14 protein-coding genes and 1 other RNA gene are annotated in these 13,683 nt (G+C 64.5%); 3 read left to right on the top strand and 12 right to left on the bottom strand.

The genetic code is table 11. The features are described 5' to 3' along the window. Nucleotides 1–150: 150 nt before the first annotated feature. The 5 genes from ACVOLR_RS19035 to ACVOLR_RS19015 form a co-directional block, all read right to left on the bottom strand. Entirely contained in the window at nucleotides 151–633 is a 483-nt protein-coding gene (locus ACVOLR_RS19035) for an EVE domain-containing protein (protein WP_303747296.1), read from the bottom strand. After that, on the bottom strand, nucleotides 630–1,217 hold the full coding sequence (locus tag ACVOLR_RS19030; RefSeq protein ID WP_481537823.1) for a 5-formyltetrahydrofolate cyclo-ligase: 588 nt from the start codon (nucleotides 1,215–1,217) through the stop codon (nucleotides 630–632). The genes ACVOLR_RS19035 and ACVOLR_RS19030 overlap by 4 nt, the downstream gene beginning before the upstream one ends. 233 nt (nucleotides 1,218–1,450) lie before the next feature. Then, nucleotides 1,451–1,635: non-coding RNA, 6S RNA (gene ssrS / locus ACVOLR_RS19025), on the bottom strand. An 85-nt stretch (nucleotides 1,636–1,720) separates the two neighbouring features. Next, nucleotides 1,721–2,020 (bottom strand): cell division protein ZapA, encoded by a 300-nt coding sequence (locus tag ACVOLR_RS19020; protein ID WP_481517729.1) that lies wholly within the window; start codon nucleotides 2,018–2,020, stop codon nucleotides 1,721–1,723. Beyond that, entirely contained in the window at nucleotides 2,017–2,238 is a 222-nt protein-coding gene (locus ACVOLR_RS19015; RefSeq protein ID WP_282273125.1) for a TIGR02449 family protein, read from the bottom strand. The genes ACVOLR_RS19020 and ACVOLR_RS19015 overlap by 4 nt, the downstream gene beginning before the upstream one ends. 125 nt (nucleotides 2,239–2,363) lie before the next feature. Between ACVOLR_RS19015 and ACVOLR_RS19010 the strand changes: the two genes are divergently transcribed. Together ACVOLR_RS19010 and ACVOLR_RS19005 are read left to right on the top strand one after the other, a co-directional pair. Further along, a complete protein-coding gene (locus tag ACVOLR_RS19010) occupies nucleotides 2,364–2,909 on the top strand; it encodes a YecA/YgfB family protein (protein ID WP_481537822.1) in 546 nt (181 codons plus the stop codon). A gap of 8 nt (nucleotides 2,910–2,917) precedes the next feature. Further along, on the top strand, nucleotides 2,918–4,243 hold the full coding sequence (locus ACVOLR_RS19005) for an aminopeptidase P N-terminal domain-containing protein (protein ID WP_481537821.1): 1,326 nt from the start codon (nucleotides 2,918–2,920) through the stop codon (nucleotides 4,241–4,243). 1,002 nt (nucleotides 4,244–5,245) lie between these two features. On the opposite strand, the gene pepQ is transcribed toward ACVOLR_RS19005, so the two are convergent. The 7 genes from pepQ to rph form a co-directional block, all read right to left on the bottom strand. Beyond that, nucleotides 5,246–6,574 carry a Xaa-Pro dipeptidase gene (gene pepQ / locus ACVOLR_RS19000; RefSeq protein WP_481537824.1) on the bottom strand — a complete coding sequence of 443 codons (1,329 nt, stop codon included), beginning with the start codon at nucleotides 6,572–6,574 and terminating at the stop codon, nucleotides 5,246–5,248. Between the two features lie 82 nt (nucleotides 6,575–6,656). Continuing rightward, nucleotides 6,657–7,004 (bottom strand): PilZ domain-containing protein, encoded by a 348-nt coding sequence (locus ACVOLR_RS18995; RefSeq protein WP_481537820.1) that lies wholly within the window; start codon nucleotides 7,002–7,004, stop codon nucleotides 6,657–6,659. Continuing rightward, nucleotides 7,001–9,460: a DUF1631 domain-containing protein gene (locus tag ACVOLR_RS18990; RefSeq protein WP_481537819.1), complete on the bottom strand. Its 2,460-nt coding sequence runs from the start codon at nucleotides 9,458–9,460 to the stop codon at nucleotides 7,001–7,003. Before ACVOLR_RS18990 ends, ACVOLR_RS18995 begins: the two co-directional genes overlap by 4 nt. A gap of 106 nt (nucleotides 9,461–9,566) precedes the next feature. Beyond that, nucleotides 9,567–10,784: a radical SAM family heme chaperone HemW gene (gene hemW / locus ACVOLR_RS18985; RefSeq protein ID WP_481537818.1), complete on the bottom strand. Its 1,218-nt coding sequence runs from the start codon at nucleotides 10,782–10,784 to the stop codon at nucleotides 9,567–9,569. Between the two features lie 12 nt (nucleotides 10,785–10,796). Next, nucleotides 10,797–11,396 (bottom strand): RdgB/HAM1 family non-canonical purine NTP pyrophosphatase, encoded by a 600-nt coding sequence (gene rdgB / locus ACVOLR_RS18980; RefSeq protein WP_481537817.1) that lies wholly within the window; start codon nucleotides 11,394–11,396, stop codon nucleotides 10,797–10,799. Continuing rightward, nucleotides 11,393–11,782 (bottom strand): VOC family protein, encoded by a 390-nt coding sequence (locus tag ACVOLR_RS18975; protein WP_481537816.1) that lies wholly within the window; start codon nucleotides 11,780–11,782, stop codon nucleotides 11,393–11,395. Before ACVOLR_RS18975 ends, rdgB begins: the two co-directional genes overlap by 4 nt. After that, the gene (gene rph / locus ACVOLR_RS18970; RefSeq protein ID WP_481514458.1) at nucleotides 11,779–12,507 is read right to left on the bottom strand and encodes a ribonuclease PH; all 729 of its coding nucleotides are present in this window, start codon (nucleotides 12,505–12,507) and stop codon (nucleotides 11,779–11,781) included. Before rph ends, ACVOLR_RS18975 begins: the two co-directional genes overlap by 4 nt. Nucleotides 12,508–12,617: 110 nt before the next feature. On the opposite strand from rph, the gene ACVOLR_RS18965 reads away from it, so the two are divergent. Continuing rightward, nucleotides 12,618–13,478: a YicC/YloC family endoribonuclease gene (locus ACVOLR_RS18965; RefSeq protein ID WP_481537815.1), complete on the top strand. Its 861-nt coding sequence runs from the start codon at nucleotides 12,618–12,620 to the stop codon at nucleotides 13,476–13,478. Nucleotides 13,479–13,683: the final 205 nt, after the last annotated feature.

The raw sequence follows: 13,683 nt of genomic DNA, 5'->3' as shown, positions 1-13,683 counted from the left end.
GGCGGCGCTTGGGCTGTGTGCTGCAGGATTCCTATCTGTTTTTTTTTTGTTTGGTTGGGGGGGGGGGCTGCCCCGCGCCGCTCCCCACACCCCCTCCTCCCCCCCCCCCCCCCCCCCCCCCCCCCCCGCTCCTACAACAACAAAAGAGAATTACTTGGCTTTCTTTTCCAGCGACAGCAGCAGCTTCCACTGTGCGGCGGTAACCGGGAACACCGACAGGCGGTTGCCCTTGGCGGTCAGCGGGAAACCTTCGCCCAGTTCCTCCGCATGCAGCTTGATCTCGTCCAGCGCGATCACCTGCGCCAGCTTGCGCTCAAAACCCACGTCCACCAGCATCCAGCGCGGCTGCTCGCGCGTGCTCTTGGGGTCGTGGTAATCGGATTCGGGATCGAACTGGGTGTCGTCCGGGTAGGCCTCGCTGGCCACCGTGGCAATGCCGACGATGCCCGGCACCTTGGTATTGGAGTGGTAGAACAGGATGCCGTCGCCGACCTTCATGCCGTCGCGCATGAAATTGCGCGCCTGGTAGTTGCGCACGCCATTCCACGGTTCGGTGCCTACGCGCTGCAGGTCGTCGATGGAAAAGGCGTCCGGTTCGGACTTCATCAGCCAGTAGCGCTTGCGGGCGGTCATGCGTTCAACGGTTCCGGGTAGAGAGTGGCCTGCTCGGTACAGATGGCATCCACCGCCACATCCCAGTCCTCGACCGGCAATGACGGCACCTGCTGGGCGGAGAAACCTACCCCCACCAGCCACGGCGGCGCGGCCTGGCGCTGCCGAAATGCGAAGCTGCGATCATACCAGCCGCCCCCCATGCCCAGCCGTCGGCCACCGTCATCAAAGCCGACCAGCGGGGCGATGACCAAGGCCATTTCCTCCGGCCGCAGTGCCTGAGACGGGTCCACGTCGGGCTCGGGAATGCCATAACGGTTGCTGACCAGCGCCTGCCCGGGCCGCCAAGGGGCGAAGCGCAGCAATTTGCCGTGCAGTACCGGCAGGCAATAGGTCTGTTGCGGCGGTAGCTGCATCTGCCAGCGGTGCAGGGCGATCTCGCCGTCCATCGCCCAGTAACCGGCGACATGGCCGCTGATCCCTGCAAAAGGCAGGGACAGCAGGTGCGCGGCCAGGGTTTCGGCAGCGGCGATACGTTCGGCGGCGGGGATATCGCGGCGGCGCTGACGCAGTTGTTGGCGGAGGAGTTGGCGGGGATCGGTCATCTGCGAAGGTCGAGGCCTGGAAGCCCATCTTCTAGCGGGAGAGGGCTGAGGGTAAGTGCGAAGCACTTGGGGAGCCAAGCTTTTGTAGTGCCGACCCATGGTCGGCACTGGCTCTACCGGTAATGCTTCTGCCGACCATGGGTCGGCACTACCCAAGATCCGCATTCCGCGGCGTTTCCAGCAGGACGAAGACAAAAAAAGAACGACGCCGTTAGGCGTCGTTCTCGAATATTGCATTCTCCGCGGTGACGATGCGTGCGAAACGACCTTGAACCCGGGGTTCAAGTGGGAACGCTGGGGGGCCATCGGGCTTCCCGCTACAAGGCGGACTTGCACACCCGGCTCCGTCGCGCCCCCGTGGTCGTAATTAAGGGACAAGGCGAATGTTTGCACACGCCGTCGTTCACAGCAGAGAACGCGTCGCCAGTATAACGAGGTTGCACGGCTAGGTGCAGTCGTATTTCACTAATCGCGGATTCATCTGTCTGAGCTGGTCAGCTGGGTCAACGCGCGTTGTCGATGGCCAGGTCAAGGCGCCGGTTCAACTCGTTCATGGCCGATTGAAAGCGCTGCTGCTGGGCAACCTGCTCATCGCGCACCTGCTGCAACTCATGCGCAAGATTAAGTGCAGCCAACACCGCGATGCGGTCGACCGCCGCCATCCGGTTGCTGCCGCGGATTTCGCGCATCTTGCCGTCGAGCACGCGCGCGGCCGCGGTGAGGCTTTCGCGCTCGGTCGGTTCCACGCCAACGGTGTACTCGCGGTCCAGGATATGGACGCTGACCGGTTCGTTGTTGCTCACGTGTGCTGCTCCAGCGACTTGAGGCGGGTGATCATGGCTTCCACCCGGGAGCGGGCCTGTTCGTTCTTGGTCAGCAATTGCGAGCGTTCGCTGATCAGCTGTTCCTGTTGCTGGCGCAGGCTGCGGTTTTCATCGCTCAGCCGCTGGTTGCGCTCAAGCAGCAGCTCGAGGCGGGAGGCGAGGGCCAGCAGCTGGCCAGCGGGGTCGAAGGAGTCCATGGACGGAACGATAGGCATGGCGATGAGGGCCGGTCAAGAAGGAGTATGCAGTGCGATTGGTACACTGTGCGGCCGTCGTCATCTTGCCGGTGCCGGCGTTCCTCTCCGCTTTACAGATCAGTGACATGACCGACCTTCCCTCCGTCAAAGACATCCTCCAGGCCAGCCAGTCGCTGGGCCTGGCTGCTTCCCCGGCCGAACTCCACGGCGGACTGTGTGGCTGGTTGGCCGCCGGTGGCGCCGATGAGCCGTCCTGGCCGGCCAAGGTGCTGGCCGACGACGGCCTGCCAGCCCCGGAACCTGGCAGCGTGCTCGACCTGCTGCGCCAGACCACGGTTGCGCAGTTGGAAGACCGCGACTTCGCCTTCGAGCTGGTGCTGGTGGATGCCGCAGAGCCGGTGCAGGTGCGTACCGAGGCATTGTTTGAGTGGTGCCGGGCTTTCCTGGGCGGCTTCGGCCTGGCGTCGGGCAAGCGACCGGCGTTGAGCGAGGAAGGCGAAGAGGCGCTGCAGGATCTGGCGCGTCTGGCCCAGGCCTCGATTGACGAGTTCGATAGCGCCGATGAAGACGAGGACGCCCTGTCCGAGATCGAAGAGTTCGTACGCGTTGCGGCACTGCTGTTGCACGGCGACTGCGTGATGGGCTCGCGCCATCGGCAAAGCCTGAACTGAGGTTGGCGATGAAGCGTCTGTCCGGTATCACCCCAGCCGAGTACGCCCGCCGCCGCCGGCAGTTGATGGAAGCGGCCGGCGATGACGCCATTCTGGTGCTGCCCGCAGCAACGGAGCGGGTACGCAGCAACGATACGTTCTTCCCGTACCGTCAGGATTCGGATTTCTGGTACCTGAGCGGGTTCCAGGAGCCGGAGGCAGTGCTGGTGCTGATCCCGGGGCGCAAGCACGGTGAGGCCATCCTGTTCTGCCGCGAGCGCGACCCGGACCGGGAAGCCTGGGACGGCCCGCGCGAAGGCCAGGACGGTGCGGTCTCGCACTACGGCATGGACGACGCCTATCCGATCGAGGATCTGGACGAAATCCTGCCGGGCCTGTTGGAAGGACGCTCGCGGGTGTACTACCACTTCGGCCGCGACGCCGACTTCGATCTGAAGTTGATCGGCTGGGTCAACCGGGTGCGTTCGCAGGTGCGCAATGGCGCACAGCCGCCGCATGAGTTCCTCGAGCTGGGGCATCTGTTGCACGAGCAGCGCCTGTACAAGAGTGCCGACGAGATTGCTTTGATGCAGGAGGCAGCTGATATCAGTGTGCGTGCGCATCGTGCGGCGATGCGTGCTGCGCGGGCGGGCATCCATGAGTACGAGTTGCAGGCGGAGCTGGAGCGCGAGTTCCGCGCCGCCGATGCGTGTTCTGCGTACAACAGCATTGTTGGTGCTGGCGCGAATGCCTGCGTGTTGCATTACCGCGACAACAACAGCGGTAGCCGTGATGGTGATCTGGTGTTGATCGATGCGGGTGCGGAGTATCGCGGTTACGCCAGCGATATCACCCGGACCTTCCCGGTCAATGGCCGTTTCAGTGAGGAGCAGCGCGCGCTGCATGATCTGGTGTTGGCTGCGCAGTTGGCGGCCTTGGAGCAGGCGCAGCCGGGCATTGCCTACGAGGAAGGGCATCTTGCGGCGGTGGAGGTATTGACTGAGGGCTTGTTGCGCCTGGGTCTGCTGAAGGGTGATCTGGAAGAGAACATCCTGGAGCGTCATTACCAGCGGTTCTACCGGCACAAGACCGGTCATTGGCTGGGCATGGATGTGCACGATGTGGGCGATTACCGGGTGGCCGGTGAGTCGCGTCTGCTGGAGCCGGGCATGGTGTTCACCATCGAGCCGGGGTTGTATATCTCGCCGGACGATCGCAGTGTCGAGGCGCGTTGGCGCGGAATTGGCATCCGCATCGAGGACGATGTGTTGATCACCGAGGACGGGCACCGTGTATTGACCGGTGCGCTGGAGCGCAGCGCCGATGAAATCGAAGCCTTCATGGCCAAGCGCTGAGGCGCACGGCGTTCGGTTATAGCGGTTGGATTTTCTTCTGCATTTGCCTCTGCAGTTGCCCTCCCTTACGCAAAGCGTAGGGGCGGGTATGGGAGGGGGCAGTTGCTGTTGCTGTTGCTGTCGCTTCTGCAGTTGCAGTTGCTCCAAAGCTCTTGATCTACCGGGCCCCTTCCGCAGCGACGCAGCCGACGGACAAGACCCCGAATGGGGCGACGTGCAGGACGCACGTCGTTTTTCGACGATACATGGATGTATCGTCGAAAAATCCCGGCGGCGGAGTGGACCCGCGTCGCGCAGCGGCGTGGGCGCGGAGGCAGGGTGTGCTTTCTTTTGGTTATCTTTTCTTTGCACAAGCAAAGAAAAGTAACTCGCTCCCCGAAGGGGAGTGAAAGCTCTCGCTCTTGCTTCAACCGCAACCAAGATCAAGATCAAGGGCTTTCGCCCGCCTTCGGCGCGCGAGCACACCTTTCTTTGCTTGTGCAAAGAAAGGTGGCCCAAAGAAAGCACACCCTGCCTACGCGCCTTCCGCGCTGCGCGCTACAGGTCCACTCCGCTGGCAGGATTTTTCGACGATACATCCATGTATCGTCGAAAAACGACGTGCATCCATGCACGTCGCCCCGTGCGGGGTCTTGTCTGCCAGCTCCGTCGCTGCGGAAGGGGCCCGTACGTCAAAAGCTGAGAGCAAGAGCAAGAGCAAGAGCAAGAGCAACGGCAACGGCAACGGCAAGTGCAAGTGCAAGTGCAAGTGCAAGTGCAAGTGCAAGTGCAAGTGCAAAGCAAAGGCACCCCTCCCTGGCCCTCCCCTACGCTGCGCGTAAGGGAGGGGAAACAGCCGAAGCAAAAGCGAAGCCGAAGCCTGGCTGGTTCGGTCTAGGAGGGTGGGTTGCGAAAAATAGGTGCGACAGCCAAGGCGGACATCAATGCATCCGCCGTACCAGTCATCCCGGGCGCATTGCGCGCCCGGGGGGCATTCACGGGGCGACTGATGTCGCCCTTGCATCAAGCCTGTGCAGCAAATTCCGGACGGGTCAGGTTGTCCGCTTCGCCGTCGGTGCACAGCACCTCGTCCTCGATGCGCACGCCACCATAAGGACGGAAGAAGTCCACGCGATCCCAGTTGATGCTGGCGGCGTTGCCGGCCTTCTTCACTTCATCCAACAACATGTCGATGAAGTACAGGCCCGGCTCGATGGTCACCACCATGCCTGGCTCCAATACGCGGGTCATGCGCAGATACGGATGGCCAGCCGGGCGTTCGACGCGGCCGCCGTCTTCGCTGGCCGCAAAGCCCGCTACGTCGTGCACCTGTGCGCCGATCAGATGGCCAATGCCGTGCGGGAAGAATGCCGCGCTTACGCCCGTCGCCAAGGCAGCTTCCGGCGAAACCGTGATCACGCCGAAATCCTTGAGGATGCCCATCAGCGACAGGTGCGCATCGATGTGCAGCTGCTTGTAATCAAAACCCGCGCGCACCGCTGCACACATCTTCAGCTGTGCGGCGTCTACCGCATCGATGAAGGACTGGAATTCGTCGTGGCCGGCCGCTGCATAGGTGCGGGTGATGTCGCTGGCGTAACCATATGCCGAAGCGCCGGCGTCGATCAGGAAGCTGCGCAGCGGCTGCGGTGGCTGCTTGCCCAGGTCGGTGTAGTGCAGCACGGCAGCATGTTCGTTGAGGCCGATGATGTTGCCGTACGGCAGCTCATTGGCGTCCTGGCCGACGGCGCTGCAATAGGCCATGTGGATATCGAATTCGCTGGCGCCGGCGCGGAACGCGGCTTCGGCTGCGCGGTGGCCGCGTACCGCCAATACCTGCGCCTGGCGCATCAGCGCGATTTCGTACGGCGTCTTGTAGCCGCGGTGCCATTCCAGGTAATTGATCACCGCCGCCGGGTTGTTCGGTGCAAAACCACCCAGCGCGCTCTGCGGCTCGCCGAGGATGGCGCAGCGGCTCGGATCGGCGGGAAGCAGGGCCAGCGCTTCGTCTGGCTTGCGGATGATGTGGATGTCGAAGTGCTCCACCCACCAGCCGCTCGGTGCATCCGGCACCACATGCCAATAATCGAAGGGCTGGTAGAACACCAACGTCGGGCGCTTGCCCGGGGTGTGGATCAGCCAGCTGTAAGGCAGCTTGGTCAGTGGCAGCCAGGTCTTGAACTGCGGGTTGACCGCATAGGGGTAATCGCGGTCGTCGAACACCTGGTAATGCTGGGTGCCGCTGGGAACCACCAGGTGATCAAAACCACCACGCGCCAGCGCAGCGTCGGCGCGGCGGATCATTTCGCCGAGGTGGTGGGCGTACAGGCTGCCTGGATCTTGCTGGTTCATCGCGGTGGCTCGCTGGGACATGCGGAATGCAGGCCCCAATTTTGCCGCAATCAGTCCGCCGCTGCTGTGCCGTTTTCGGCACTCAGGCTGCGGGGATGCTGCCTTCGATCCACCGCGCCAGGCGCTCGCGATGGGTTTTATCCAGGGTCAGGAAGCGGAAGCCGGCCCAGGACTGCTCGGGTGCGTGGGTGGGCTCGCACCACAGCAGGTGTACGCCAACGTCGATCTGCAGGTGGCCGCCACGACCATCTGGGATCGGGAACTGCAGTTGGTACAGCGCGTCCTCCTGCATAGGCACCGAGGTGATCAGCAACATGCCGGTTTCGGACACGTTGCCGAGCCGGCCGATATGGGTGCCGGTCATCTGGTCGCGCACTTGCACCAGTTCGGGGACCTGCAGGCGCGGTGCGCGGCGGGTATTGGTGATCATGCGGACTCCCCGCTGTTGGAGGCTTGGCCGGCAATCGAGCGCAGCGCGCGCACGGTGGCCTGCCAGGCGCGGTCGATCAGGCGGCCCTTGTCTTCGGTGACGATGCGCAGCTGGCCCTTGGCCATCAGTCGCGACATCGCGTCGAGTGAGTTTTCCGAGACCTTCTGGCCGCGCTGGTTCACGAACAGGGCGTTGCCGGTGATCAGGCTGTACCAGGACAGGCGCTGGCGCCGGTTGTCGCCTTGCTGGTTGACGGTGAATTCGAACCAGGTGCCGAACGGCAGGATGCGCAGCTGGCGGTAATGCGCTTCCTCTTCTTCGGTTCGGGCGGGCTCGACTTTCTTGCGGCGCTCTTCTTCTTCCGGCTCGCCGGCCTCGCCCAGACGGCTACGCGCCTTGAGCTTGGCGGTCAGCTCGGTGCGCGAGGTGATCTCATCCTCGCCGCCGGGCGTGGACAGCCGACGCGAGATGGCGGCAGCCTCATCCTGGTGGTAACCCACCTGCAGCAGTGATTGCTCGATTTCCTCGCCGAAGCTGACATCGGCCGCGCCACCGGGCGGCAGGGTGGTGATCTCGCTGATGCGGCGGGTGGCCTGCTCGCGTTGCTGCCACTCATCCGAACCTTCACCCTGACGCAGCAGGGTGAGGGTGAGTACATCAGCCCAGGCCTTGCGCAGCAGGGTCTGCACGAACTTGGGCGGTTCGGTGCTCTGGCACAGGTCATCGATGGTGCTGTTGGCCAGCTGTTTGGCGGCCTCCAGACGCTCCTTGCCACGCGCGGCGTCGACCTGCCGGCGCTCGGCCATCTCCGCACGGCGGGCCGCCGAGCGCAGATGCCCCTGGATGATGTCGTTGGCTTCGACGAAGACGGACTCGTCGCCTTGGTAGTCGTTGACGACCTTGTTGACCGCGTCCTTGAGCTTGAGCAGCAGCACGGGATCGCTGTCTTCGTCACTGAGCCAGACCGCACCGGACTCTGCGACCGCATTGAGCAGCTCGCGGGCCGGGTGCTGGTCGCGCAGGAAGAATTCCTGGTCGCTGATGGCGGCGCGCGCCAGCGGTACCTGCAGGCGTCGCAGCAGATCGGCGGCCGGGCCCTCGCTGCGCACCTCGCGCTGCAGCTCGGTGTAGAGCATGCCCAGCAGGTCCATGGTGTCGCCATCCTGCACCGACAGCGTCGCGGCAGGGCCGTGTTCGGCCTTGACCTGCGCCATCATCGCGTTGCGGATGTCGGCCATGCTGTGGCGGCTACCGGAAGACGAAGCGGCGGTCTGCAGTTTGCCCAGTACGTCCATTGCGGTCTGGGTGGAGACGGGCTGGGCTGGAATGCTTGCGCTGTTGGAGTTGGCTGCAGCAGCGTATGCAGCTGCACCTGTCGCGCCGTGTTGTGCCTGCGCGTGCGCTTGCAGGGCAGCAAAGTCGGGCATGCCGCCAGTCCCTGCCGTTGCGCCTGCGGCTGTACCAGCACCGCCACCGCCACCGCCACCAGCACCAGCACCAGCACCAGCGCTCAGCGTAAGCGCGTGGCGGGCGGCATCAAGCAGGCTGTGCAGGCTTTCCATCGGTGGCATGGCGCCGCCACTGGCGGGCGTCTGCACCGGTGCAGTGCTGACCTGGGCAGGTGCTGCTGTAGGGCTGCCCAGCAGCTCATTGGAGATATTGGCCCATGATGCAGCCGGAGCCTGGCCTTGCCAGCTGGTCAGCGGGGTCGCGCCTGCGGGGCGAGGCCCGCCGCCAGCATCGGCCTGTCCGCCAGCAGCCCCCGCGCCGCGCGGGGCAGAGGGGCGGGGAAGATGCGGGCGATACACCAGCCCGGGAAGCACGCCTTCGCGTTCCAGCAGGATGTTCAGGCGGTCTACCAGTTCGGCATGGCGCGTCATGGCCATGCGTTCGAATACCTGGAACAGCACCAGCTGGGTATCGAGGTTGAGCTGCATCTGCTCGCCGGCGTCGCGCAGTGCCCGGCACTGCGCGTAGGGGCCGACCGGCAGACGCTCGGGATCAAATGCTGGCTGCGCAGCAAGTACTGCAAAGCGCTGCCCCAACAACAGCAGGGGGCTTGGGGCGCGGAACGCTTCGCGGCGCGCCATTTCATGCAGCACGATGTCGCGATCGATGTCGGTGTCTTCGACCAGCGTCATTGATTTGAATGTCGCTGCGTGTGCTTCCTGGTCTGGCCTGGGCGGATCCTTGAAGCTCGCCACTTGCGTGGCAAGTGCATCAAGAAACAGATCAGGGAATTGTTCCATGTGCTCGCGCAGCACCCGCAGCTGGGCATAGATGTCGGACTGAATCTGGCTGTTGTGGGCCAGCTCCGCGCGTTTGAACATGGCGCGTTCCAGCTCGATGGCGGTCAGCTGCAGCGGCGTGCGCAGGACTTCATCGGTGGCCAGGAAGATACTTTCCAATAAGTGACGTACGCGGGCAGATACCGGCGCAGTGGCGATCCTTGCCATGGATTGGCTGGCTGAGCGTGGTGCGGTGCCTGACATCCTGCGTTCCTTCCCCCTGAATGGGCGTTTTCTATCATTTATGTGATGTAACGGCCACTTTTCGCGGGTCTTACGCCAGGAACAACTCCACCACATCATTGGTGAAGCGGCGACCAAGTTCGGTCGGAGTCCAGTATTCACCGTTGCTGGTGAGCCAGCTACGTTCAACTGCCATTGCCAGGGAAGGTAGAAGCACGCTCCGTGCCAAACCGGTGCGCGACTCAAAATCGCGCAGGCTGAACCCCTCGTGCAGGCGCAGCAGGTTGAGCATGTACTCGAACGGCAGCCGCTCCGGGCTGATCACGTCATCGCCGCCGATGCTGGCCAGGCTGCCGGCGGTGTCCATGAAGGTCTGTGGGTGCTTGTGCTTCCAGCGACGCAGCACGTGCTGCTCGGCGCCGGAGCTGATCTTGCCGTGGGCGCCGGCGCCGATGCCCAGGTAGTCGCCAAAGCGCCAGTAGTTGAGGTTGTGCTGGCATTGCCAGCCGTCGCGGGCGTAGGCGCTGACCTCGTAATGACCGTAGCCACGCTCGGCGAGCAGGGCCTGGCAGTGCTCCTGGATATCCCAGGCGCTGTCTTCGTCGGGGATGCCCTGCGGTGGCCGGGCGAAGAACACCGTATTCGGTTCCAGCGTCAGCTGGTAATGCGAGATATGGGTGGGATCGAGGGCGAAGGCGCGCTCGAGGTCGTATTCGGCCTGGGCCAGCGTCTGCTGCGGCAGCGCGTACATCAGGTCGATGTTGAAATTCTTATAGCCGGCGTCCTGCGCCAGCTTGACCGCGCGCTCGGCCTCGTTGCTGTCGTGGATGCGGCCCAGGCGCTTGAGCGCTTCGTCGTTGAAGGTCTGGATGCCGAAGCTGATGCGGTTCACGCCAGCCGCGCGGTAGCGGTCGAAGCGGCCGTGTTCGGCGGTGCCCGGGTTGGTCTCCAGCGTCACTTCCAGGTTCGGCGCGAAACGCAGCCGTGCACTGGCCGCCTGCAGGAAACGGTCGATCGCTTCCGGCGGGAACAGGCTGGGCGTGCCGCCGCCGAAGAACACGCTGCTGACCACGCGGCCCCAGACCAGCGGCAGGTCCTGGTCCAGATCGCGGATCAGTGCATCGATATAGGCATCGAACGGCAACTCGCCCTTGGCGCTGTGCGAGTTGAAATCGCAGTACGGGCATTTGCGCACGCACCACGGCAGGTGCACATACAGCGCCAGCGGAGGTGGCACCAGCTGTATATCAGCCGCTACGTCGCAGCCGCAGGCGGCATCGTGGGTGTGGAGGTGCGAATGCGTGTTCATCAGCGCGATATCTCAGCGTGCCAGTTGCGCGGACAACTGCTGGACCAGCAACTGCAGTGCCTTGGCGCGATGGCTGCGGCCGTTCTTCTGCGCCGGTTCCATCTGCGCTGCGGTCAGGCCCAGTTCTTCATCCAGGAATACCGGGTTGTAGCCGAAGCCATTGCTGCCGCGCAGTTCGTCGATGATGCGGCCTTCCCAGCTGCCTTCGCAGATCAGCGGCTGCGGGTCGTTGGCATGGCGCAGCAGCACGATCACCGCGTAGAAGCGCGCCGTGCGGCGTTCGGCCGGGACATCGCGCAGCGCATCGAGCAGCTTGGCGTTGTTGGCGGCATCGTCGGTAGGGCTGCCGGCATAGCGCGCGCTGTACAGGCCGGGCGCGCCGTCCAGTGCATCGACGATCAGGCCGGAGTCATCGGCCAGGGCTGGCAGGCCGGTCACCGTGCAGGCGTGGCGTGCCTTGATCAGCGCGTTTTCGACGAAGGTCAGGCCGGTTTCCGGCACATCGTCCACGCCCAGTTCGCGCTGCGGCACGATCTGCAACGGCAGCTGTGCCAGCATCGCCTGCAGCTCCTTCAATTTGCCGGCGTTGCCGCTGGCCAGTACCAGTTTCATTGCTTGGGCTCCAACAAGTCCCAGGTGTTGCCGTACAGGTCGCGGAACACCGCGACCGTGGCATAGGGTTCATCGCGCGGGGCTTCGAGGAATTCCACGCCCTGCGCAAGCATTGCCGCGTGGTCGCGATGGAAGTCATCGGTGTGCAGGAAGAAGCCAACGCGGCCGCCGGTCTGGTTGCCGATGCGGCTGCGTTGTTCCTCACTGCTGGCGCGTGCCAACAGCAGCGCCGCGGCGCTGCCATCGGTCGGGCCGACCACTACCCAGCGTTTGCGGCCCTGGTCCAGGTCCTCCAGCAGCTGGAAGCCGAGCTTGCCGGTGTACCAGTCGATGGCTTCGTCGTAGTCGGCGACAACGAGGGTGACCAGGGCAAGGCGCCGGTTCATGCCTGCGCCAATGCCGCCTGCTGGGCGTCGAACAGTTCGCGGATGCCCTTTTCGGCCAGCACCAGCAGCGCGTCCAGTTCGTCGCGACGGAAGGCGTGGCCTTCGGCCGTGCCTTGCAGCTCAATGAAACCGCCACCGTCATTCATGACGATGTTCATGTCGGTATCGCAGTCGCTGTCTTCCGGGTAATCCAGGTCCAGTACCGGCTGGCCTTTGTAGACGCCGACCGAGACGGCAGCCACGGCGCCGAACAGCGGGTTGCGCTTGATCTCGCCACGCTTCATCAGCAGATTCACCGCGTCCACCAGAGCGACGTAGGCGCCGGTGATGGCGGCGGTGCGGGTGCCGCCGTCGGCCTGCAGCACGTCGCAGTCCAGGGTGATGGTGCGTTCGCCCAGAGCATTGCGGTCGATGCAGGCGCGCAGGGTGCGGCCGATCAGGCGCTGGATTTCCAGGGTGCGGCCACCCTGTTTGCCGCGCGCGGCTTCACGGTCGGAGCGGGTGTGGGTGGAGCGCGGCAGCATGCCGTACTCGGCGGTGACCCAGCCTTCGCCCTTGCCACGCAGGAAGCCGGGAACCCGGTTCTCGACGCTGGCGGTGCACAGCACGCGGGTGTCGCCAAAACTCACCAGCACCGAGCCTTCGGCATGGCGGGTGAAGGAACGCTCGATGGTGACGGTGCGCATCTGGTCGGCCTGGCGGCCGCTGGGACGGGAAAAGGTCATGGGGAATCCGGTTAGTACGAGGTGAACTGGCGGGCGTCTGGGTGGTGGATGCACCAGCGTCCAGAGGTGGCTAGGGTACCATTCGCCCTTTGAAACACATCGGAAAGCACATGATTCGGAGCATGACCGCCTATGCCGGCGGCGAACGCATCACCGCGTGGGGCACCCTGGGCTGCGAACTGCGCTCGGTGAACCACCGGTTCCTGGAAGTGGGCGTGCGTCTGCCCGAGGACCTGCGTGCGCTGGAACCGCAGCTGCGCGAGCGCATTGCCGCCCGGGTCAGCCGCGGCAAGCTCGACCTGGTGATGCGCCTGCGCGCGCCGGAAGCCGCCACCTCGCTGGCAGTCAACGAAGTGCTGGTGGATCAGCTGTCTGAATTGGCGCAGCGCCTGCAGGGGCGTTTCCCCGGGATGCAGGTGGGTTTCACTGATTTGCTGCAGCACCCCGGCGTATTGCGTGCCGAGGCCACCGACAGTGCCGCCTTGCATGTTGAGGCGCTGGCCTTGCTGGAAGAGACCGTCACCAGCTTCGTGCAGGCGCGTGAGCGTGAAGGCGACAAGCTGGCCACTGCCATCGGCGAACGTGTCGATTCGGTCGAACGCATTGCCGGCGAAGTGCGTGAGCTGATCCCGGCCATCCGCGAGGGGCAGCGGGTCAAGCTGGCCGCGCGCCTGGCCGACCTGCCGCATCCGGTTGACCCGGGCCGGGCAGAGCAGGAGCTGGTGATGTGGCTGCAGAAGCTCGACGTGGATGAGGAACTGGACCGTCTGGACAGCCACATTTCGGAGATCCGCCGCGTGCTGCGCCAGCGCGAGCCGGTCGGCCGCCGCCTCGACTTCCTGCTGCAGGAGTTCAACCGCGAAGCCAACACTCTGGGTTCCAAATCGGTGGACGCACGCACCTCCAACGCCGCAGTGGAGCTGAAGGTGCTGATCGACCAGATCCGCGAGCAGGTCCAGAACATCGAGTAAAGGTGTAGTGCCGAGCCATGCTCGGCAGGAGCTTTCCCAGCAAAGCTGCCCTCACCCCAACCCATCTCCCGCACGCGGGAGAGGGGCTGAATCTGTAGTGGGGGGGGGGGGGCGGGGCGCGGCGGAGCGGGGGCATAGGCGCCGGCCGGGCGGGGCGCGGGGTGGGTGGGGGCGGAGCCGCCAGGCGGGAGGCGGGGGGCCGGTA

The organism is Stenotrophomonas sp. STEN030, assembly GCF_056759995.1.
This window is presented reverse-complemented; position numbering and strand designations above follow the sequence as displayed.

Bases quoted from the DNA above. Each gene is read 5' to 3' on its own strand.
- rph (WP_481514458.1), bottom strand. From the start codon at position 12,507: ATGACCTTTTCCCGTCCCAGCGGCCGCCAGGCCGACCAGATGCGCACC.
- hemW (WP_481537818.1), bottom strand. From the start codon at position 10,784: ATGAACACGCATTCGCACCTCCACACCCACGATGCCGCCTGCGGCTGC.
- ACVOLR_RS19035 (WP_303747296.1), bottom strand. From the start codon at position 633: ATGACCGCCCGCAAGCGCTACTGGCTGATGAAGTCCGAACCGGACGCC.
- ACVOLR_RS18990 (WP_481537819.1), bottom strand. From the start codon at position 9,460: ATGGCAAGGATCGCCACTGCGCCGGTATCTGCCCGCGTACGTCACTTA.
- ACVOLR_RS19015 (WP_282273125.1), bottom strand. From the start codon at position 2,238: ATGGACTCCTTCGACCCCGCTGGCCAGCTGCTGGCCCTCGCCTCCCGC.
- ACVOLR_RS18965 (WP_481537815.1), top strand. From the start codon at position 12,618: ATGATTCGGAGCATGACCGCCTATGCCGGCGGCGAACGCATCACCGCG.
- ACVOLR_RS18975 (WP_481537816.1), bottom strand. From the start codon at position 11,782: ATGAACCGGCGCCTTGCCCTGGTCACCCTCGTTGTCGCCGACTACGAC.
- rdgB (WP_481537817.1), bottom strand. From the start codon at position 11,396: ATGAAACTGGTACTGGCCAGCGGCAACGCCGGCAAATTGAAGGAGCTG.
- ACVOLR_RS19005 (WP_481537821.1), top strand. From the start codon at position 2,918: ATGAAGCGTCTGTCCGGTATCACCCCAGCCGAGTACGCCCGCCGCCGC.
- ACVOLR_RS19030 (WP_481537823.1), bottom strand. From the start codon at position 1,217: ATGACCGATCCCCGCCAACTCCTCCGCCAACAACTGCGTCAGCGCCGC.
- ACVOLR_RS18995 (WP_481537820.1), bottom strand. From the start codon at position 7,004: ATGATCACCAATACCCGCCGCGCACCGCGCCTGCAGGTCCCCGAACTG.
- pepQ (WP_481537824.1), bottom strand. From the start codon at position 6,574: ATGAACCAGCAAGATCCAGGCAGCCTGTACGCCCACCACCTCGGCGAA.
- ACVOLR_RS19010 (WP_481537822.1), top strand. From the start codon at position 2,364: ATGACCGACCTTCCCTCCGTCAAAGACATCCTCCAGGCCAGCCAGTCG.